The 19,971-nt window shown below is 71.1% G+C and carries 16 protein-coding genes, 4 tRNA genes and 2 pseudogenes; 13 read left to right on the plus strand and 9 right to left on the minus strand.

The features are described 5' to 3' along the window. Positions 1-18 precede the first annotated feature (18 nt). Positions 19-831, plus strand: coding sequence for an META domain-containing protein (locus K7B10_RS21470; protein ID WP_229338157.1), 813 nt, complete (start codon positions 19-21; stop codon positions 829-831). Positions 832-1,101: 270 nt separating this feature from the next. Here the strand turns inward: K7B10_RS21470 and K7B10_RS41625 are convergent. Then, positions 1,102-1,434, minus strand: a pseudogene (locus K7B10_RS41625) (sulfatase-like hydrolase/transferase); the annotation flags it as partial. Between the two features lie 48 nt (positions 1,435-1,482). Next, the gene (locus tag K7B10_RS41630) at positions 1,483-1,611 is read right to left on the minus strand and encodes a putative leader peptide (RefSeq protein ID WP_372481557.1); all 129 of its coding nucleotides are present in this window, start codon (positions 1,609-1,611) and stop codon (positions 1,483-1,485) included. Between the two features lie 114 nt (positions 1,612-1,725). Between K7B10_RS41630 and purF the strand changes: the two genes are divergently transcribed. Then, on the plus strand, positions 1,726-3,243 hold the full coding sequence (purF, locus tag K7B10_RS21480; RefSeq protein ID WP_030160137.1) for an amidophosphoribosyltransferase: 1,518 nt from the start codon (positions 1,726-1,728) through the stop codon (positions 3,241-3,243). Between the two features lie 108 nt (positions 3,244-3,351). Beyond that, positions 3,352-4,422, plus strand: coding sequence for a phosphoribosylformylglycinamidine cyclo-ligase (gene purM / locus K7B10_RS21485; RefSeq protein ID WP_030857983.1), 1,071 nt, complete (start codon positions 3,352-3,354; stop codon positions 4,420-4,422). A gap of 90 nt (positions 4,423-4,512) precedes the next feature. On the opposite strand, the gene K7B10_RS21490 is transcribed toward purM, so the two are convergent. Together K7B10_RS21490 and K7B10_RS21495 are read right to left on the minus strand one after the other, a co-directional pair. Next, a complete protein-coding gene (locus tag K7B10_RS21490) occupies positions 4,513-4,779 on the minus strand; it encodes a DUF3073 domain-containing protein (protein WP_229338159.1) in 267 nt (88 codons plus the stop codon). A 281-nt stretch (positions 4,780-5,060) separates the two neighbouring features. Next, positions 5,061-6,173 (minus strand): Leu/Phe/Val dehydrogenase, encoded by a 1,113-nt coding sequence (locus K7B10_RS21495; protein ID WP_308284616.1) that lies wholly within the window; start codon positions 6,171-6,173, stop codon positions 5,061-5,063. A 195-nt stretch (positions 6,174-6,368) separates the two neighbouring features. On the opposite strand from K7B10_RS21495, the gene K7B10_RS21500 reads away from it, so the two are divergent. Together K7B10_RS21500 and bldC are read left to right on the plus strand one after the other, a co-directional pair. After that, positions 6,369-7,223 carry a DUF8083 family protein gene (locus K7B10_RS21500; protein ID WP_229338161.1) on the plus strand — a complete coding sequence of 285 codons (855 nt, stop codon included), beginning with the start codon at positions 6,369-6,371 and terminating at the stop codon, positions 7,221-7,223. A gap of 500 nt (positions 7,224-7,723) precedes the next feature. Then, entirely contained in the window at positions 7,724-7,930 is a 207-nt protein-coding gene (bldC, locus tag K7B10_RS21505; protein WP_003949541.1) for a developmental transcriptional regulator BldC, read from the plus strand. 532 nt (positions 7,931-8,462) lie between these two features. Here the strand turns inward: bldC and K7B10_RS21510 are convergent. Both K7B10_RS21510 and hrpA read right to left on the minus strand, forming a co-directional pair. Beyond that, positions 8,463-8,536, minus strand: a tRNA-Asp gene (locus K7B10_RS21510). A 69-nt stretch (positions 8,537-8,605) separates the two neighbouring features. Further along, the gene (hrpA, locus tag K7B10_RS21515; RefSeq protein ID WP_229338163.1) at positions 8,606-12,565 is read right to left on the minus strand and encodes an ATP-dependent RNA helicase HrpA; all 3,960 of its coding nucleotides are present in this window, start codon (positions 12,563-12,565) and stop codon (positions 8,606-8,608) included. Positions 12,566-12,683: 118 nt separating this feature from the next. Between hrpA and K7B10_RS21520 the strand changes: the two genes are divergently transcribed. Genes K7B10_RS21520 through K7B10_RS21530 form a run of 3 tightly spaced genes read left to right on the plus strand, consistent with a single transcriptional unit; the run spans position 12,684 to position 14,798 of the window. Next, positions 12,684-13,124, plus strand: a complete 441-nt coding sequence (locus tag K7B10_RS21520; protein ID WP_229338164.1) for a hypothetical protein — start codon at positions 12,684-12,686, stop codon at positions 13,122-13,124. A gap of 55 nt (positions 13,125-13,179) precedes the next feature. Beyond that, positions 13,180-13,956, plus strand: a complete 777-nt coding sequence (locus K7B10_RS21525) for a DsbA family protein (RefSeq protein WP_229338166.1) — start codon at positions 13,180-13,182, stop codon at positions 13,954-13,956. Then, the gene (locus K7B10_RS21530; protein ID WP_229338168.1) at positions 13,953-14,798 is read left to right on the plus strand and encodes a cytochrome c biogenesis CcdA family protein; all 846 of its coding nucleotides are present in this window, start codon (positions 13,953-13,955) and stop codon (positions 14,796-14,798) included. The genes K7B10_RS21525 and K7B10_RS21530 overlap by 4 nt, the downstream gene beginning before the upstream one ends. 36 nt (positions 14,799-14,834) lie before the next feature. Here K7B10_RS21530 and K7B10_RS21535 read toward each other — a convergent pair. The 3 genes from K7B10_RS21535 to K7B10_RS21545 form a co-directional block, all read right to left on the minus strand. Beyond that, positions 14,835-14,911 (minus strand) — tRNA-Phe (locus K7B10_RS21535). A 22-nt stretch (positions 14,912-14,933) separates the two neighbouring features. Beyond that, positions 14,934-15,007 (minus strand) — tRNA-Asp (locus tag K7B10_RS21540). 38 nt (positions 15,008-15,045) lie between these two features. Then, positions 15,046-15,118 (minus strand) — tRNA-Glu (locus K7B10_RS21545). A 127-nt stretch (positions 15,119-15,245) separates the two neighbouring features. Here K7B10_RS21545 and K7B10_RS21550 point away from each other — a divergent pair. The 5 genes and pseudogenes from K7B10_RS21550 (at position 15,246) to K7B10_RS21570 (ending at position 19,817) form a co-directional block, all read left to right on the plus strand. Continuing rightward, positions 15,246-15,596: a metallopeptidase family protein gene (locus tag K7B10_RS21550; protein ID WP_030857999.1), complete on the plus strand. Its 351-nt coding sequence runs from the start codon at positions 15,246-15,248 to the stop codon at positions 15,594-15,596. Then, on the plus strand, positions 15,593-16,099 hold the full coding sequence (locus K7B10_RS21555; RefSeq protein WP_372481440.1) for a fluoride efflux transporter FluC: 507 nt from the start codon (positions 15,593-15,595) through the stop codon (positions 16,097-16,099). Before K7B10_RS21550 ends, K7B10_RS21555 begins: the two co-directional genes overlap by 4 nt. Continuing rightward, positions 16,096-16,470 carry a fluoride efflux transporter FluC gene (locus K7B10_RS21560; protein ID WP_229338170.1) on the plus strand — a complete coding sequence of 125 codons (375 nt, stop codon included), beginning with the start codon at positions 16,096-16,098 and terminating at the stop codon, positions 16,468-16,470. Before K7B10_RS21555 ends, K7B10_RS21560 begins: the two co-directional genes overlap by 4 nt. A 213-nt stretch (positions 16,471-16,683) precedes the next feature. After that, positions 16,684-17,196, plus strand: a complete 513-nt coding sequence (locus K7B10_RS21565; protein WP_229338172.1) for a hypothetical protein — start codon at positions 16,684-16,686, stop codon at positions 17,194-17,196. A gap of 277 nt (positions 17,197-17,473) precedes the next feature. Continuing rightward, positions 17,474-19,817 (plus strand): annotated as a pseudogene (locus K7B10_RS21570) (DEAD/DEAH box helicase). Positions 19,818-19,971 lie beyond the last annotated feature (154 nt).

Genomic DNA, 19,971 nt, shown 5'->3' on the forward strand with positions numbered 1-19,971 from the left:
GGGATCCGTCCCAGGGGCATGCGAACGCCACGGCACCTCCCCGTCGCCCTCGTCGCCCTCGTGACCCTGGCCGCAGCCACCGCCTGCAGTGACGGCGGTCCGCGCGGCACGCTCCCCGGCCACGGCTCGGCCGGGACCTGGTTCGTCCAGAGCCTGACCACGGGCGGTAAGACCCTCACGGCGCCGCCCGTCGCCCAGGTCCGCTTCCCGGCGTCCGAATCCGACCGGGCCACCGGAAACTACGGCTGCAACGGGTTCATCGCGAAGGTCACGTACGACGGCCCGGGCGCCATCACCGTGGAGCCGGGCTCCACCACCGCGATGGCCTGCGAGAACACGGAGTTCGAGACCGCCTTTTCGAAGCTGCTCACCGGCCGTCTGGCGGTCGAGCACCAGACGGGCCGGCTCACCCTGAAGACCGCCGACGGGAGCACCATCGCGATGAGCTCGGAACCCCCGGCTCCGGACGCCCCGCTCACCGCCACCGCGTGGACGGTGACCTCCCTGCTCAGCGGCGAAACCGCCGCCTCCGTACCGGCCGGGGCGGCCGGCAAGGCCGTCTTCACGATCGCCCCCGACGGCGCCGCGAGCGGCAGCCTCGGCTGCAACCGCTTCAGTGCCAAGGCGGCCGTCGAGGGCCCCAAGGTCTCCTTCGGCCCGCTGACCAGCACCCGGATGGCCTGCCAGGGCCCGCAGGGCGAGCTGGAGGCGAAGCTGACCGCCCTGTTCGGCAGCGGTCCGCTCGGCTGGAAGGTCCGGGGCGACACCCTGACCCTGACCGCGGCCGACGGCAGCGGCCTGACCGCGAAGGCGGCGTCGGCCGCGGAATGACCGGCCGCGAGGCCCTGCACGGCCACCGGTACCCGCCCCCCCGGGCGCCTGCCCGGGTACGGCAGCAGCCCCGCGTCCACCTTCTCCCAGGCCGCGCGCAGCTCTGCCAGCCGGGCCGGCTCCAGGGCCGCCTTGTCGGCCTGTTCGCGGACGTCCCCGGCCAGGTTGAACAGCCCCGTCCAGCGGGTGGGCCGGGTCCGGCCGGGTCCGGGCCAGCTCCGGCAGGGTCGCCGTCCAGTGCCACAGGCCCCGCGCGTCGCCGGCCTTGATCCGCCGCTCGACCTCGGCGCTCGCCGCGGTGTCCCCGCAGGTGGCGGAGCCGGAGTAGGCGTCGGTGAAGCGGAGCCCCCGGCGGGCGAGCCGGTCGAGGTTCGGGGTCTTGATGCGGGGGGAGCCGTACGAGGACAGGTCGGCCCAGCCCAGGTCGTCGCCGAGGGTGAACAGGACGTTCGGGCGCCGCGAACGCCGGCCGCGGCGGTCGCGCCGACGGCACTTCCGAAGGCCTGGCGGGACAGGTTGCCGTTGGACGAAGACACAGGGACTCCGAGGCGCGGCTCGGCGGCCCCGCCCCGGGCGGGCGCGGGACGGCGCGCGGCACGGCAGGGCGGGGCTCGGCGGAGCGAAAGGGAAAAAGAAGAGGGAGAGTTGTGGCTACGCGGAACAGCGACAGACGGCGCTCGCGACGCGGACCAGGTCTACGTGGCGGCGCTCGACGAGGGTGACGGAACGGTCACCGAGAGGCTGCTTGGGGCGAGAGCCTGTACGAATACCTTCGTAGATGTCAACAAAGGCTCCGAATAGCGAGACAGAGTCACGCCGTCACCCTCTGTGCTGTGACATTTCCCGGCCATCCCCAATTCGGACCAGTGGTCGATCTCGCCTACACTCGGGAGCGTGCCTCGTGGTGATGGACGACTCAACCACGACCTGCTCCCCGGCGAAAAGGGCCCCCAGGACGCTTGCGGCGTCTTCGGTGTCTGGGCTCCGGGTGAAGAGGTCGCCAAGCTCACCTACTTCGGACTGTATGCGTTGCAGCACCGTGGACAAGAGTCCGCGGGAATCGCTGTGAGCAACGGTTCCCAGATCCTCGTCTTCAAGGACATGGGCCTCGTTTCCCAAGTCTTCGACGAAACCTCTCTCGGCTCGCTCCAGGGTCATATCGCGGTCGGTCACGCCCGCTACTCGACCACCGGAGCCTCCGTCTGGGAGAACGCGCAGCCCACTTTCCGCGCGACCGCCCACGGCTCCATTGCCCTGGGTCACAACGGCAACCTGGTGAACACCGCCGAGCTCGCCGAGATGGTCGCCGACCTCCCCCGTCAGGACGGCCGCGCCACCCAGGTGGCGGCCACCAACGACACCGACCTGGTCACCGCCCTGCTGGCCGGCCAGACGGACGACGACGGCAAGCCCCTGACGATCGAGGAGTCGGCCACCAAGGTCCTCCCGAAGGTCAAGGGCGCCTTCTCGCTCGTGTTCATGGACGAGGGAACCCTCTACACCGCCCGTGACCCGCAGGGCATCCGCCCGCTGGTCCTCGGCCGCCTGGAGCGCGGCTGGGTGGTCGCGAGTGAGACCGCCGCCCTCGACATCTGCGGCGCCAGCTTCGTCCGCGAGGTCGAGCCGGGCGAGCTCATCGCGATCGACGAGAACGGTCTGCGCACCTCTCGCTTCGCGGAAGCAAAGCCCAAGGGCTGTGTCTTCGAGTACGTCTACCTGGCGCGCCCGGACACCGACATCGCCGGCCGGAACGTCTACCTCTCGCGTGTCGAGATGGGCCGGCGCCTGGCCAAGGAAGCCCCGGTCGACGCCGACCTGGTGATAGCGACACCGGAATCCGGCACGCCCGCCGCCGTCGGCTACGCCGAGGCCAGCGGGATCCCGTACGGATCCGGCCTGGTCAAGAACGCCTACGTGGGCCGGACCTTCATCCAGCCCTCGCAGACGATCCGCCAGCTGGGCATCCGGCTGAAGCTCAACCCCCTCAAGGAAGTCATCCGGGGCAAGCGCCTGGTGGTCGTCGACGACTCGATCGTCCGCGGCAACACCCAGCGCGCCCTGGTCAAGATGCTCCGCGAGGCCGGCGCGGCGGAGGTCCACATCCGGATCTCCTCGCCGCCGGTGAAGTGGCCGTGCTTCTTCGGCATCGACTTCGCCACCCGGGCCGAGCTGATCGCCAACGGCATGACGGTCGACGAGATCGCCACGTCGCTCGGCGCGGACTCGCTCTCGTACATCTCGCTCGACTCGATGATCGAGGCGACGACCATCCAGAAGCCCAACCTCTGCCGTGCCTGCTTCGACGGCGAGTACCCCATGGAGCTGCCCGACCCGCAGCTCCTGGGCAAGCAGCTCCTGGAGAGCGAGCTGGCCGGCGGCACCGACGCCGCCGACGCGCTCCGGCGCCCGTAGCGCCGCGACCCGCGACCCCGGCTCCACCTGCGCCGGGCCCTGCCTTTACGAGTGCTTCTCCCAGGGCCCGGCACCACCCGCAGTAACGACACGAAAGCTCTCCCTGTCATGACAGAGAAGACCACCGGTGCCAGCTACGCAGCCGCGGGCGTGGACATCGAAGCCGGAGACCGCGCGGTCGAACTGATGAAGGAGTGGGTGAAGAAGACGCAGCGCCCCGAGGTCCTCGGCGGCCTCGGCGGATTCGCCGGCCTCTTCGACGCCTCCGCCCTCAAGCGCTACGAGCGCCCGCTGCTGGCCTCCGCGACCGACGGAGTCGGCACCAAGGTGGACATCGCGCGCCAGCTCGGCGTGTACGACACCATCGGCCACGACCTCGTCGCGATGGTCATGGACGACATCGTCGTCTGCGGCGCCGAGCCGCTCTTCATGACCGACTACATCTGCGTGGGCAAGGTCCACCCCGAGCGTGTCGCGGCGATCGTCAAGGGCATCGCCGAGGGCTGCGTCCTCGCCGGCTGCGCCCTGGTGGGCGGCGAGACCGCCGAGCACCCGGGTCTGCTGGGTCCGGACGACTTCGACGTGGCGGGCGCCGGCACCGGTGTCGTCGAGTACGACCGCCTCCTCGGCGCGGATCGCATCCGTACGGGTGACGCCGTCATCGCGATGGCATCGTCCGGCCTTCACTCGAACGGGTACTCGCTGGTCCGGCACGTCCTTTTCGACCGCGCCGGCATGTCGCTCGACCAGCACGTGGAGGAGCTCGGCCGGACCCTCGGCGAGGAGCTCCTGGAGCCCACCAAGATCTACTCGCTGGACTGCATGGCTCTCACCCGTACGGCCGAGGTCCACGCCTACTCGCACATCACCGGCGGCGGACTCGCGGCGAACCTGGCCCGGGTCATCCCGGACCACCTGCACGCCACGGTCGACCGTTCGACCTGGGCCCCCGGCGCGATCTTCGACCTGGTCGGCAAGGCCGGTCAGGTGGAGCAGCTGGAGCTGGAGAAGACCCTGAACATGGGCGTCGGCATGATGGCCGTGGTCCCGCAGGAGTCGGTGGACGTGGCGCTGACCGCGCTGGCCGACCGGGGCGTGGACGCCTGGGTCGCGGGAGAGATCCTGGACCGCGAGGACCGTACCGAGGGCGCGACCCTGACCGGCTCCTACGCGAGCTGAGACGGTCGGGGCAACACTGAAACCCGGTCCGGGGCGAGGCCCCGGACCGGGTTTCAGTGTTTGTTGCTTTCGTGCAGACGCGAAAAAGCGTCAAGCGCCGCGACGCTGTGCCGACGGACCGGACTCCTCGTCCTCGTCGTCGTCATCGCTGTTGTACAGATCCGCGTACTTGGCGTACGGGTCGTCGTCGTCATCCAGATCGTCATCGACTTCGACCGGCTCGCTGACAGGCAGCAGCGGATCCGTCGGCGATGCGCCCAGCTCATTGGCCAGACGCGAGAGGTCAGTCCCGCCGCTGTTGTACTTCAGCTGGCGGGCGACCTTTGTCTGCTTGGCCTTGGCCCGGCCGCGCCCCATGGCTCGACCCCCTCGGTGACGGGGCTCGACGGCCCCAGAGTCTGACACGCGTTCATGGTTCGGAGCGGGCTCTCCGTGAAGAGACCGTCCGTAGGGGTTTAACGGTACCTGCTTCCGCGGCCATACGGTACGCCGCCCGCATGACGTGCCCCGGAGCAGGACCAATGAGGCGCCCCGTCCTCGCTGGTCAGCTGCGATTTTAACCCTTTCCTGGCGGGCGACCCGCCGAAGTGCAGTGAGTTCCGTCTCGCCGCAACCCCGGCGGGCGCACGCAGGGGGTGTTACAGGGCCGCGGACGAGCCCTTCGCGGCCTTCGCCGCGCGGGCGTCCGCCATCCGCTGCTCGGCGATCCGGTCGGCCGCCGCGGCCGGCGGGATGCCGTCCGCCTTCGCACGAGCGAAGATCTCCAACGTGGTGTCGAAGATCTTCGTGGCCTTCGCCTTGCAGCGGTCGAAGTCGAAGCCGTGCAGCTCGTCGGCGACCTGGATGACCCCGCCCGCGTTCACCACGTAGTCGGGCGCGTAGAGGATCCCGCGGTCCGCGAGGTCCTTCTCCACGCCCGGGTGGGCGAGCTGGTTGTTCGCGGCGCCGCACACGACCTTTGCGGTCAGGGCCGGTACGGAGTCGTCGTTCAGAGCGCCGCCGAGCGCGCAGGGGGCGTAGATGTCCAGGCCCTCGGTGCGGATCAGCGCGTTCGTGTCGGCCGCGACGGTGACCTGCGGGTGCTTGTCGAGGACGCGGCGCAGGGACTCCTCGCGCACGTCCGTGATCACGACCTCGGCGCCGTCCTCCAGGAGGTGCTCGACCAGGTAGTGGCCGACCTTGCCGACGCCGGCCACGGCGACCTTGCGGCCGCGCAGCGTCGGGTCGCCCCACAGGTGCTGGGCGCTGGCCCGCATGCCCTGGAAGACGCCGAAGGCGGTGAGGACCGAGGAGTCGCCGGCGCCGCCGTTCTCGGGGGAGCGGCCGGTCGCCCAGCGGGTCTCACGGGCCACGACGTCCATGTCCGCCACGTACGTGCCGACGTCGCAGGCCGTGACGTAGCGGCCGCCGAGGGACTCCACGAACCGGCCGTAGGCCAGCAGCAGTTCCTCGGACTTCAGTACGTCGGGGTCGCCGATGATGACGGCCTTGCCGCCGCCGAGGTCGAGACCGGCGAGGGCGTTCTTGTACGACATGCCGCGCGAGAGGTTCAGCGCGTCGAGGACGGCCTCCTCGTCCGAGGCGTACGCGTGGAAGCGCGTACCGCCGAGGGCGGGGCCCAGGGCGGTGGAGTGGATCGCGATGACGGCCTTCAGGCCGGAGGCTCGGTCCTGGCACAGCACGACTTGCTCGTGGCCGCCCTGTTCCGTGCGGAACAGGGTGTGCAGGACGCCGTCGGTCATTTCGGTCACGGTGGTGACTCCCATGGAAGAGATGCGGCGGAATGACGCCCGCCCTGCGGGTGGGGGAGGGCGTGCTGGGAGCAGAGTAAGACCTGCGGGCCGTGTGCAGGTGACCTGTCCGGAGATCGGGACGCTCCCGGGGTGCGGGGGCTCCCGCGGGGGGCCCGGCGAGTAGCTCCCGGCGGGGCGGGGGAGTACGAGAGCGTGAGTGAATCCTCCGACCCCAAGCTGCCCGCGGCGCGCTCGGCGCCGACCGTCCCGTACGCCTCCTACCTGCGCGTCTACGAGCCCCTGGCGGCCTTCGCGGAGCCGGAGCGCACGCACTGGGCCTCGTACGCGCGGCGCGGGGTGGTGGCGACGGCCCAGGACGAACTGCGACGGTCCCTCTCCGACTTGGTCCGGGTCCCGGTGGTCGGGGTGCCGGCGCGCGAGAGCGCGGACGCCTTCACGGCGGAGGTGGACGGGGTGCTGCTGGTCTGCCCGTGGCGGACCAGACTCCGCGGCTGGCTGGCGCTCCAGGAGCTCGTCGACCAGTTCCCGCTCCCGGTGCTGGACGCGGCCCTCCCGCCGGGCGCGCGGCGGCGTGCGACGCAGGAGTACGAGCGCTGGCGCGAGCGGAACCCGGACGCGCGCCCGTGGATCCGTACCGGGGTGTGGCAGGTGCCGCTGCGCTGGTTCGTGCTGGTGGCCGACGACGAGCGGGAGTACCTGCCGGGCGAGCGGATGCGCTACCGGACGCCGATGGTGCAGGCCCGGCGGCGGCTCGCGCGGGCGCTGCGCATCCTGCGGGAGGCTGAGGGGTACGCCGGGCTCGCGGAGGGGCTCGTGGACGTCGGCAGCTGGCTGGAGGAGTTCCACCCGCGCTCGATGGTCGAGCTGGACTACGGGGGCCTGGTGCACGCCCTGCCGGCGGACCGGCTGCGCACCGACCGGTCGGCCCGGGACGTGGCGGCGGGGATCGCGGCGCTGCGGGCCGGGGACCGGGACGTGGCGGCGGAGGCGTACGCGGAGCTGGCGGAGCGCTGGCGGGAGGTCCGGGAGAGACTGTTCGCCAACTGACCCCCGAACCGGTCGCCCGAGTTCTTGATCGCGACGCTTTCGGGCCTTAGTTCCAGGACCTACGTCCCGATACGGGCCATTGACTCAAGCGTGACGGACCGCACTATCTACACCCTTGCGCCCTTCCCCTACCCTCGTGCCAAAATAGGACAAGGAGTCCGGGGAGGGTTCCTTCCACCCAACTTTGGGCGGAATGCTCGGCATTGCACTCTACGGGGGGTCCTGACGACTCCTGATCGCTCTGTGACTGATCGTCACAGTGGGGTGACTGTCCGTTATGGGACGGTCCATCGGCTTCCGCCGCTGATGAACACCTCGGAGGGCAATTCCATCGGTTTGGCCGTCACGGCTGGACGGATGGTGTAGTTGTAGTGCCGAGGACAAGCCGTTCGTCCTATAACCGACTCGGCCCGCGTATGTCCATTTCGGGCAACGCGGGCCAAGGTGCAGAATTTAGAGGAAAGAACCGAGATGGTTCGGTTCTCCCGAGGAGGCCGCTCATGACCGCTCGCACCCCTGATGCCGAGCCGCTGCTGACCCCGGCTGAGGTTGCCACGATGTTCCGCGTGGACCCGAAGACGGTCACCCGCTGGGCCAAGGCTGGCAAGCTCACGTCCATCCGCACCCTGGGTGGACACCGCCGATACCGCGAGGCCGAGGTTCGTGCTCTGCTCGCGGGAATTCCGCAGCAGCGCAGCGAGGCCTGAGGTCGCGCAAGCACCCCGCTTTACCGGGCTTGAATCGGGTCCCCCAATCCGATGAAACCCACAACGCTTCACGCGGCCGGACCTGCCCCAACAGGTTCCTGTCGTCGGATCGCGCTGGACTCCGCCGGGTCCAGCGCGATCCTTTTTTATGCCCGGGGAGGGGTGGGGCCGGGTCCGCACCGGAGGCCCACAGGGTGGGTGCCATTGCACATATTAAATTGAGCACGCGTATGGGTGCGATAAATGTGCGAGTCCCAAAAACTCATGTGGTGACTCCCGTCACAGGCAGTAACTCTTGTACAACCCGCAATGCACCCGTAAGGGGACGTGCGTCGCAGAGTGCCTCATGCGGACGGGGGATATTTCGGCCCGGGTGCTCACGGGTGCTCACGGGTGCTCCTGGGTGCTTCCAGGTGCTGCCGGAGGTCCGGGCTGCCCCGCCGGCCCAGGTGGTCGGGCCGGCCCGGATGTTCCGGAGGGGCAAACGCAGCAGGGCCCGCATCCCTGGGGGATGCGGGCCCTGCTCTTCTTGCGAACCTGACGGGACTTGAACCCGCGACCTCCACCTTGACAGGGTGGCGAGCTAACCAACTGCTCCACAGGTCCTTGATTTGCGGCCGCTCGGCGGCTGCGAATCAGACTGTACCCCAGCTCAGGGGGTGCAGTCGAACCCGATCAGCGGGCCGGCCCGGGAGCCGCCGCGTCCACCGCCTTCACGATGCGCTTGTCGGAGATCGGGTACGCCGTCCCGAGCGCGTGTGCGAAGTAGCTGACCCGGAGTTCCTCGATCATCCAGCGGATGTCGGTGACCGAGGACGGCACCGGCCGGCCCTTCGGCAGCTGCTCCAGCAGCCACGCGTACTCGTCCTGCATCTCGTGCACCTTCTGCATGCGCGTGGTGTCGCGCTGGGCGCCCGTCGGCATCTGCTGGAGCCGCCGGTCCACCGCCACCAGGTAGCGCATCAGGTCCGGCAGCCGGCGCAGGCCCGTCAGGGTCACGAAGCCCGCCGGTACGAGGGCCGCCAGCTGCGTCCTGACGTCCTGCACGTTCGCCACCAGGGCCAGGCTGTTCGTGGCCTTCAGGCGGCGCTCACAGGCCTGCCAGGCGGCCAGCACCTGCTGTACCTGGGCCACCGTCCGCACGGTCGTGTCCACCAGGTCGGCGCGGACGGCCTCGTAGAGGGCGCGGAAGGAGGCCTCGTCCCAGGCCGGGCCGCCGTGGTCGGCGATCAGCTTGTCGGCCGCCGCGGTCGCGCAGTCGTCGAACAGCGCCTGGATGGAGCCGTGCGGATTGCGGGACAGGGCCAGCTTCTGCTGGTTGGTCAGGTGGTCCGAGGCGAACTTCGCCGGGTTCACCGGGATGTTCAGGAGGATGAGCCGCCGCGTGCCCAGCCACATCGCCCGCTGCTGTTCGGCCTCCGTGTCGAAGAGCCGTACGGAGACCGTTCCCGCTGCCGCTCCCTCGTCCACCAGCGCCGGGTACGCCTTCACCGGCTGACCGGCCCGCCGGGTCTCGAAGACCTTGGTCAGCGTGCCGATCGTCCAGTCGGTCAGCCCGGTGCGCTCCAGCGACTCCCCGCCGGCGCGCTCGGCGGTGGCCGCGGCGGCCTTGGAGAGGGCCTGGCGGGCCTTCGGCTTCAGCTTCAGCCGCAGGGCCTCCAGGTCCTTGTCCTCGGCGAGGTTCTTGCGCCGCTCGTCGACGATCCGGAAGGTGATCTTCAGGTGGTCCGGGATCCGGTCGAGGTCGAAGTCCTCGGCGGTGACCGGGACCCCGACCATCCGCTGGAGCTCGCGCGCCAGGGTGACCGGCAGCGGCTCCTGCAGCGGCACCGCGGAGTCCAGGAAGCGGGTCGCGAAGTTCGGCGCGGGCACGTAGTGCCGGCGGATCGGCTTCGGCAGCGAGCGGATCAGCTCGGTGACGACCTCTTCCCGCAGGCCCGGGATCTGCCAGTCGAAGCCCTCGTCGGTGACCTGGTTCAGCACCTGGAGCGGGATGTGGACGGTCACGCCGTCCGCGTCCGCGCCGGGCTCGAACTGGTAGGTCACCCGGAACTTGAGCTGCCCCTGGCGCCAGGAGTCCGGGTAGTCGGCCTTGGTGACCCCGGCCGCCTTCTCGGTCAGCAGCATCTCGCGCTCGAAGTCGAGGAGTTCGGGCTCCTCGCGCTTCTTGTGCTTCCACCACGAGTCGAAGTGCGCGCCCGAGACGACGTGGTCGGGGATCCGCTGGTCGTAGAAGTCGAAGAGGGTCTCGTCGTCGACCACGATGTCGCGGCGCCGCGCCCGGTTCTCGAGCTCCTCCACCTCGGTGAGGAGTTTGCGGTTGTCGGCGTAGAACTTGTGGTGCGTGCGCCAGTCGCCCTCGACCAGCGCGTTGCGGATGAACAGCTCGCGCGAGACCTCGGCGTCGATCCGGCCGTAGTTGATCTTCCGCTGGGCGACGATCGGCACGCCGTACAGCGTGACCTTCTCGTACGCCATGACGGCCGCCTGGTCCTTCTCCCAGTGCGGCTCGCTGTACGTGCGCTTGATCAGGTGCTGGGCGAGCGGCTCGACCCACTCCGGCTCGACCTTGGCGTTGACGCGGGCCCACAGCCGCGAGGTCTCCACCAGCTCCGCCGACATCAGGAACTTCGGCTGCTTCTTGAAGAGCGCCGATCCGGGGAAGACCGCGAACTTGGCGGACCGGGCCCCCAGGTACTCGTTCTTGTCGGTGTCCTTCAGGCCGATGTGCGAGAGCAGGCCGGCCAGCAGCGAGATGTGGACGCTCGTCTCGGGGGCGTCGGCCTCGTTGACGTGGATGCCCATGCCCCTGGCGACCGTGCGCAGCTGCGAGTAGATGTCCTGCCACTCGCGGATCCGCAGGAAGTTCAGGTACTCCTGCTTGCACATCCGGCGGAACGAGGACGAGCCGCGCTCCTTCTGCTGCTCGCGGATGTAGCGCCACATGTTCAGGAACGAGAGGAAGTCGCTGGTCTCGTCCTTGAAGCGGGCGTGGTTCTGGTCGGCCTGGGTCTGCTTGTCCGAGGGCCGCTCGCGCGGGTCCTGGATGGACAGGGCCGCCGCGATGACCATGACCTCGCGGACGCAGTTGTTCTTGTCCGCCTCGACGACCATGCGGGCCAGGCGGGGGTCCACGGGGAGCTGGGAGAGCTGGCGGCCCATCGGCGTGAGCCGCTGCCCCTTCTTCCCCTCCGGGGAGGACTTCTCGCCCGTCTCCAGCGCGCCGAGCTCCTGGAGCAGCTGGACGCCGTCGCGGATGTTGCGGTGGTCCGGCGGGTCGATGAAGGGGAACTTCTCGATCTCGCCGAGGCCGGCCGCGGTCATCTGGAGGATGACGGAGGCCAGGTTGGTGCGCAGGATCTCGGCGTCCGTGAACTCGGGCCGGGAGAGGAAGTCGTCCTCGGAGTAGAGCCGGATGCAGATGCCGTCGCTGGTGCGGCCGCAGCGGCCCTTGCGCTGGTTGGCGCTGGCCTGGGAGATCCGCTCGATGGGCAGCCGCTGGACCTTGGTGCGGTGGCTGTAGCGGGAGATCCGGGCGGTGCCCGGGTCGATCACGTACTTGATGCCGGGGACGGTGAGGGAGGTCTCGGCGACGTTGGTCGCGAGAACGATCCTGCGCCCCGTGTGCTGCTGGAAGACGCGGTGCTGTTCGGCGTGCGAGAGGCGGGCGTAGAGCGGGAGCACCTCTGTGAAGCGCAGGTTCCGCTTGTTCAGCGCGTCCGCCGTGTCGCGGATCTCGCGCTCGCCGGAGAGGAAGACCAGGATGTCGCCGGGGCCCTCGGAGTGGAGCTCGTCGACGGCCTCGCAGATCGCGGTGATCTGGTCGCGGTCGCTCTCCTCGCTGTCGTCCTCGAGGAGCGGGCGGTAGCGCACCTCGACGGGGTACGTACGGCCGCTGACCTCGACGATCGGGGCCTCGTCGAAGTGCCGGGAGAACCGCTCCGGGTCGATCGTCGCCGAAGTGATCACGACCTTGAGGTCGGGGCGCTTCGGGAGCAGCCGGGACAGGTAGCCCAGCAGGAAGTCGATGTTGAGGGACCGCTCGTGGGCCTCGTCGATGATGATCGTGTCGTACGCGCGCAGCTCGCGGTCCGTCTGGATCTCGGCGAGCAGGATGCCGTCGGTCATCAGCTTCACGAAGGTCGCGTCCTGGTCCACCTGATCGGTGAACCGGACCTTCCAGCCGACCGTCTGGCCGATCTCGGACTTCAGCTCCTCGGCGATCCGCTCCGCGACCGTGCGGGCCGCGATCCGGCGGGGCTGGGTGTGCCCGATCATGCCCCGGACGCCGCGCCCCAGCTCCATGCAGATCTTGGGGATCTGCGTGGTTTTGCCGGAGCCGGTCTCACCGGCGACGATCACGACCTGGTGGTCGCGTATCGCCTCGGCGATCTCGTCCTTCTTCTGGCTGACGGGAAGGTTCTCGGGATACGTGACCTCCGGCATCCGCGAGGCACGGCCGGCCAGTCGCGCGGCGGCCTTCTCGGCCTCCGCGGCGATCTCGTCGAGCACGGCCTGCTTGGCCTCGGGCTTTCGGATGCGGCGGGCGCCTTCGAGGCGGCGGCCGAGGCGGTGCGCGTCACGGAGGGAGATCTCACCGAGAAGCGTCTGCAGGGCGGCGAAGGAAGTAGACATACCTGATCGAGGATCTCACCCGCAGGCGCCGGGTGGCGAACGCATTTGTGCCCCCTCCCCGTACCATTTCGGGACGAGATCGCCTGAACCGCCCCGACGACCCAGTGAGAGGCCCGCCATGTCCCGCGCCCGTGGTGTGTGGTGGCTGCTCGCTGCCGTGATCGCGGTGCTCGTGGGGTGTGGGGTGTCCGCGGCGGCGCTTCCGGCTCCCGGTTCCGTTTCCGCTCCGGTTCCGGGTGCGGTGTCCGCTTCGGCCGGCGGCTCGGGCGCTGCTTCGGCCGCCGCTTCGGCCACTGGTCCGGCCGCCGCCGCGGACCTCGCCCCGGTCCGCGCCGTGGCCTCCGCCGACCGGGGGCCCGCGTGCGATCCCGGGACCCGGGACCACGGCCAGGCCCCCGGCGTGCCGCCCCGCGGCGCCGGGGAGCACGCCCACGCCCCGGTGGCGCGGCCCGCCGTGGAACAGGCCTGGGCGGACCGGACGGCGCCGGTGCGGGTGCTCGTACGGGGGCCGGACCAGCCGGCTCCGGGGCCCGTGGAGCTGTCCGTGATGCGGGTGTAGAGGACCGGCCCTCCCGCCGGTCCACCTTCGCCACCCGCAGCTCTGGAGCACCCGTATGTCCCCTTCTCCCTCCTCCTCCTCTTCCACTTCCGCGCGCAGGCGGCTGCTGATCTCCGCCGGAGTCGCGGTCGCCGCCGTCACCCTCGGGATCGTGTCCTGGCAGGCCACCGCGCCCGAGGACAGGCCCGCCCGGACCTCCTCCTCGGCCGCGCCCGCGCCCAAGGGCTCCGACGTCCACGCCGAGCTGGCGAAACTGGCCCGTCGTGAGTCCGGCGACAAGCTGGCCGCCGGCCGGGCGGACGCCCCCGTCGTGCTGATCGAGTACTCCGACTTCAAGTGCGGCTACTGCGGCAAGTTCGCCCGCGACACCGAACCCGCACTGGTGAAGAAGTACGTCGAGGACGGCACCCTGCGCATCGAGTGGCGCAACTTCCCGATCTTCGGCGCCGACTCCGAGGCCGCCGCCAAGGCCGCCTGGGCCGCGGGCCGGCAGGACCGGTTCGCGCAGTTCCACGCGGCCGCGTACGCCGACGGGGCCAAGGAGAAGGGCTTCGGCCAGGCGCGGCTGCTGGAGCTGGCCCGTGAGGCCGGGGTCCCGGACCTGGACCGCTTCCGGCAGGACATGGCCGGTGAGGCCGCCGCGGCCGCCCTGCAGAGGGACCAGGAGGAGGGCTACCGCATCGGCGTCACCTCCACCCCGTCCTTCCTGGTCAACGGCCGGCCGATCGCGGGCGCCCAGCCGCTCGACGCCTTCGCCGCGGCGATCGCCCAGGCGAACGCGCAGGCCCGGCCCCAGGGTGCCGGGCAGGCCGACGGCCAGGCCGCCCGGTGACCGGCGCCGGTGACGTCGGGTACCTGGCCGCGCTGCTGGGCGGGCTGCTCGCGCTGCTCAGCCCGTGCAGCGCCCTGCTGCTGCCCGCGTTCTTCGCGTACTCGATCGACTCCGCCTCGCGGCTGCTGGCGCGCACCGGGATCTTCTACGCGGGCCTCGCGAGCACCCTCGTACCGCTGGGGGCGGCGGGCTCGTACGCCGGGCGGTTCTTCCACGGCAACCGCGACGGGCTCGTCCTGGCCGGCGGCTGGCTGATCATCGCGCTCGGGGTCGCCCAGATCCTGGGCCTGGGCTTCGCCTCGAAGCGGATCTCGGAGCTGTCGGGGCGGATCCGGCCGACCACGGTGCTGTCGGTGTACGCGCTGGGCGCGGTCTACGGGCTGGCCGGGTTCTGCGCCGGCCCGATCCTCGGCAGTGTCCTGACCGTCGCGGCGGTCAGCGGCAGCCCGGTCTACGGCGGCCTGCTGCTGGCCGTGTACGCGCTGGGGATGGCCGTGCCGCTGTTCCTGCTGGCCCTGCTGTGGGAGCGGTTCGACCTGGGCCGGCGGCGCTGGCTGCGCGGGCGTGCGGTGCGGGTGGGCCGCTTCGAGCTGCACACCACCTCGCTGCTGTCGGGGCTGTTCTTCATCGCCCTCGGCGCGCTGTTCCTCGCGTACGACGGGGCGAGCGCGCTGCCGGGGCTGCTCGACGTGGACGACTCGTACGCGGTCGAGCAGCGGGTCCGTACGGTCGCGGACGCGGTTCCGGACTGGGCGCTGCTCGGGCTGGTGGCGGCGGGGGCGGCCGCGGTCGGCGTGACCCAGTGGCGCCGCGGCGAGCGCCGGGAGAGGGAGAACGGGTAACGCAGAAGGCCCCGTCCGATGGACGGGGCCTTCTTGTGGTGGCTGGGGCCGGGGTCGAACCGGCGACCTATCGCTTTTCAGGCGATCGCTCGTACCAACTGAGCTACCCAGCCACGAGACCGTTTCCGGCCTCAGCGATCCTGACGGGACTTGAACCCGCGACCTCCACCTTGACAGGGTGGCGAGCTAACCAACTGCTCCACAGGACCTAGCAGTGTGCGAGACAAGTCTTGCACACGGTAGTGCGTACCCCCAACGGGATTCGAACCCGTGCTACCGCCTTGAAAGGGCGGCGTCCTGGGCCACTAGACGATGAGGGCTAAAGGCCCGCCGGGCACTTCTTCAGCGCGTCGGGGACGTGAGAAGCATATGGGATCCGGGGAGCTATCGCCAAAACGGTTTCTCCCCACATGCGGGAGGTGCCCCCACCGGAGGGACAATGGCCCGGTGCTGGAGATGACGCGCGAGGAGTTCGAAGAGCTCGTCGCAGAGGCCCTGGACCGCATCCCGCCGGAGCTGACGCGGCTGATGGACAACGTGGCGGTGTTCGTCGAGGACGAACCGCCGGCGGACGACCCCGAGCTGCTCGGCCTCTACGAGGGGACCCCGCTGACGGACCGCGGCGAGTGGTACGCCGGGGTGCTGCCGGACCGGATCACGATCTACCGGAACCCCACGCTGCGGATGTGCGAGGACCGGGAGGGCGTGATCGCGGAGACGGAGATCACGGTGGTCCACGAGATCGCCCATCACTTCGGGATCGACGACGAGCGGCTGCACGCGCTGGGGTACGGGTGACCGGCCCGGGTGGGGACGGTGCGGCGGAGGCGATCGATCCGGACGTCGACCTCCATGTACCCGGGCAGCGCGCCGAACGGCAGGGGCCCGTGCTCGCCGCGATCGCGGTGGGCGGCGCGCTCGGGGCCTCGGCACGGTACGGGGCCTCGCTGCTGTGGCCGGCCGCCGGGCCCGGGGCCTTCCCGTGGACGACCTTCTGGACGAACGTGATCGGCTGTGCGCTGATCGGGGTGCTGATGGTGCTGATCAGTGAGGGCGGCCGGACACCGCCGCATCCGCTGGTCCGGCCGTTCGCCGGGGTCGGGGTGCTCGGCGGGTTCACCACGTTCTCCACGTACGCGGTGGACTTCTCGCGGCTGCTGGACGCGGGGGAGGCGGAGCGCGCGCTGGCGTACGCCGGGCTCACTGTGGTGGCGGCGCTGGGCGCGGTGTGGGCCGGGGCCGCGGTGACCCGTCTCGCGGCCGGTCTTCCCGCACGGGGCGGCCCGCGGAGGCGGGCGTGAACTGGATGATCGTGGTGGTGGGCGCGGTCGTGGGGGCGCCGCTGCGCTATCTGACGGACCGTGCGGTGCAGGCGCGGCACGATTCGGTGTTCCCGTGGGGGACGTTCGCGGTGAACGCGGGCGCGTGCCTGGTGCTCGGGGTGCTGACCGGGGCGGTGCTGGCCGGTGCGGCCTCCGAGCGGCTGAGCCTGCTGCTGGGGCCGGGGCTGTGCGGGGCGCTGAGCACGTACTCGACGTTCTCGTACGAGACGCTGCGGCTGTACGAGCGCGGCTGGCGCTTCCTGGCGGCGGCGAACGTGGCGGCCTCGGTGCTGGCGGGGCTGGGCGCGGTGACGCTGGGGTCGCAGGTGGCGCGGCAGTTGTTCGCCTGAGTCCCTGAGCCCCCGGGTCCCGGGTCCCGGGCCCGGGCCCGGGACCTGACGCGTCCGGGGGCCGGTGCCGGGCGGCCGGCGGATTGCGGACGGGCGGTGTCCCCAAGGGCGTGTCTCTTGCGGGGCAAAGGGAGTTGGGCACATTGACCCGCTCTCCGCGGACCCTGACCGCCCACCCCCGGCTGCCGCCGGGGGACCCCCAGGAGGTGCCCCGTGCGCCAGTTGTCCGCTTCCCTCCGGTTGGCCGCCGCCGTGCTCGCGGTCGCGGCCACGGCGGGCTGCATGAGCGTCGGCGAGGACGGCGCGAAGCCCGGGCCCTCCTCGTCGGCGGCCGGCAAGGCGGCTGCGGAGGCGGCCGGGGGTTCCGCTTCCGGCAAGGGCTCGGGGGTGCGCGGCGGGCACGGCTCGAAGCCGGGTGCGGCGGGCGAGGAGGGCAGGCCGGCCGAGGACGGCAAGGCGTCCGGCGCCACCGGGGCCACTCCCAGCCCGGGTGTGCCCGCCGGCCGGCCCGGGGCCCCCTCGCCGTCGGCCGGCCCGGGTGGCGGGCCCGGCGGCCAGGGCGGACAGCAGCCGACCTCGGGCGGATCCGGAAGTGGAGGTTCCGGTGGGACGCAGATCACACCGCCGCCCGCGCAGTCGCCCACCCCGGAGCCGCCCGTGACTTCGCCCACTCCGCCGGTTCAGACGCCCCCGGCTCCGGACCCGAGCCCGACGGCCTCTTCGTAGCCGCGGCCTCCTCCCGGGGCCGGCATCGCGCGGTTGCCGGACTCCCGGATCGGGGGAATCGTCGCAGGTCAGAGCGGATCGGGCCGAAGCGACTTGCCAGACCCCGGGGAGGGTGCGTATGGTTATAGATCGTTTGATCCCATTGCCCGGCGCCGAATCCGAAGAGCGCCGTGTGGCGCGTACTCTCCCTAGCCGTGGCTGACCGCATTGAGGCGGTCGATTTGCGATTCACGGAGTTTGGGCGCGTGCCGAGACTCCGGAAGGTTTCGCATTTCGCATGTCCATTTCCAGTTCTGACCGTGCCGTCATGCCCGAGAACGACTCGAACGAGATCGTCGACGCCGTCGAGGCCCTTGTGGTCACCGAGGCGATCGAGGCCGCTGAGGCGGACGAGATCATCGAGGCTCTTGAGGCCGACGTGACGACCGACCAGTCCATCGACGCCGAGGCGGACGACGCCGACGCCGAGCCCACCATCACCTTCGGCGACCTCGGTCTGCCCGAGGGCGTCGTGCGCAAGCTCGCGCAGAACGGTGTCACCTCCCCCTTCCCGATCCAGGCCGCGACCATCCCGGACGCCCTGGCCGGCAAGGACATCCTCGGCCGCGGCCGCACCGGCTCCGGCAAGACCCTCTCCTTCGGTCTGCCGACCCTGGCCCGCCTGGCCGGTGGCCACACCGAGAAGAAGAAGCCCCGCGCGATCATCCTCACGCCGACGCGTGAGCTCGCGATGCAGGTCGCGGACGCCCTCCAGCCGTACGGCGACGTGCTCGGCCTCAAGATGAAGGTCGTCTGCGGCGGTACGTCGATGGGCAACCAGATCTACGCCCTCGAGCGCGGTGTCGACGTCCTCGTCGCCACCCCGGGCCGTCTGCGCGACATCATCAACCGCGGCGCCTGCTCCCTGGAGAACGTCGAGGTGGCCGTCCTCGACGAGGCCGACCAGATGGCCGACCTGGGCTTCCTGCCCGAGGTCACCGAGCTGCTCGACCAGATCCCCGGCGGCGGCCAGCGCATGCTCTTCTCCGCCACCATGGAGAACGAGATCGGCACCCTGGTCAAGCGCTACCTGTCCAACCCCGTCACGCACGAGGTCGACAGCGCGCAGGGCAACGTCACGACCATGACGCACCACGTCCTCGTCGTGAAGCCGAAGGACAAGGCGCCGGTCACGGCCGCCATCGCCGCCCGCAAGGGCCGCACCATCATCTTCGTCCGCACCCAGCTGGGCGCCGACCGCATCGCCGAGCAGCTCGTCGAGGCCGGCGTGAAGGCCGACGCGCTGCACGGCGGCATGACGCAGGGCGCCCGTACCCGCGTCCTCGCGGACTTCAAGGACGGCTACGTCAACGCGCTCGTCGCCACCGACGTCGCCGCCCGCGGCATCCACGTCGACGGCATCGACCTGGTCCTGAACGTGGACCCGGCCGGCGACCACAAGGACTACCTGCACCGCTCGGGCCGTACCGCCCGTGCCGGCAAGTCCGGCGTCGTGGTCTCCCTGGCCCTGCCGCACCAGCGCCGCCAGATCTTCCGCCTGATGGAGGACGCGGGCGTCGACGCCTCGCGCCACATCGTCCAGGGCGCCGGCGCCTTCGACCCGGAGGTCGCCGAGATCACCGGTGCGCGTTCGCTGACCGAGGTCCAGGCCGACTCCGCGAACAACGCCGCCAAGCAGGCCGAGCGCGAGGTCGCCGACCTCACCAAGCAGCTGGAGCGCCTGACGCGCCGTGCCGCCGAACTCCGCGAGGAGGCCGACCGCCTGGTCGCCCGCTCCGCCCGTGAGCGCGGCGAGGACCCCGAGGCCGCTGTCGCCGAGGTGGTCGAGGCCGCCGAGGCCGAGGTCGCGGCTGCCGTCGCGGCCGCGCCGGTCGCCGAGGAGCGCCCGTCCTTCCAGGCCCGCGACGACCGCGGCAACTACGAGCGCCGCGACAACCGTCGTGACGACCGCGGTGGCGACCGCGGTGGCGACCGTGGCGGCTTCCGCCGTGACGACCGTCCCTCCGGTGGCTTCCGCTCCGGCGGCGAGCGTCGTGACGACAACCGTGGTGTTCCGCCGTGACGACCGTCCCTCCGGTGGCTTCCGCTCCGGCGGCGAGCGTCGTGACGACAACCGTGGTGGCGGCTTCCGTCGCGACGACCGTCCGTCGGGCGGCTTCAACCGTGACGACCGCGGTGGCGACCGTGGCGGCTTCCGCCGTGACGACCGTCCTTCCGGTGGCTTCCGCTCCGGCGGCAGCGACCGCCCGTCCGGCGGCTTCCGTCGCGACGACCGTCCGTCGGGCGGCTTCAACCGTGACGACCGCGGTGGCGACCGTGGCGGCTTCCGCCGTGACGACCGTCCCTCCGGTGGCTTCCGCTCCGGCGGCGAGCGTCGTGACGACAACCGTGGTGGCGGCTTCCGTCGCGACGACCGTCCCTCCGGTGGCTTCAACCGTGACGACCGCGGTGGCGACCGTGGCGGCTTCCGCCGTGACGACCGTCCCTCCGGTGGCTTCCGCTCCGGCGGCAGCGACCGCCCGTACGGCCGCCGCGACGACAACCGCCCCTCCGGCTCCGGCTCGACCGGTTCCTTCGGCGGCCGCCGCGACGACAAGCCCCGCTGGAAGCGCAACGGCTGATCCGGCCCCCCGGACCAGCGGCTGAGCTGACTGCCTGACAGGGCCCCCACGACACCGTCGTGGGGGCCCTGTCCGCGATTTGTGAGCCGCGCCGGACCCGGTCGGCCGATACTCGATCGGCTGACGGTTGGTCTCCGGCTATGCTCTGGGGTGA

The organism is Streptomyces flavotricini, from assembly GCF_020639365.1.
Taxonomy (GTDB): domain Bacteria; phylum Actinomycetota; class Actinomycetes; order Streptomycetales; family Streptomycetaceae; genus Streptomyces; species Streptomyces flavotricini.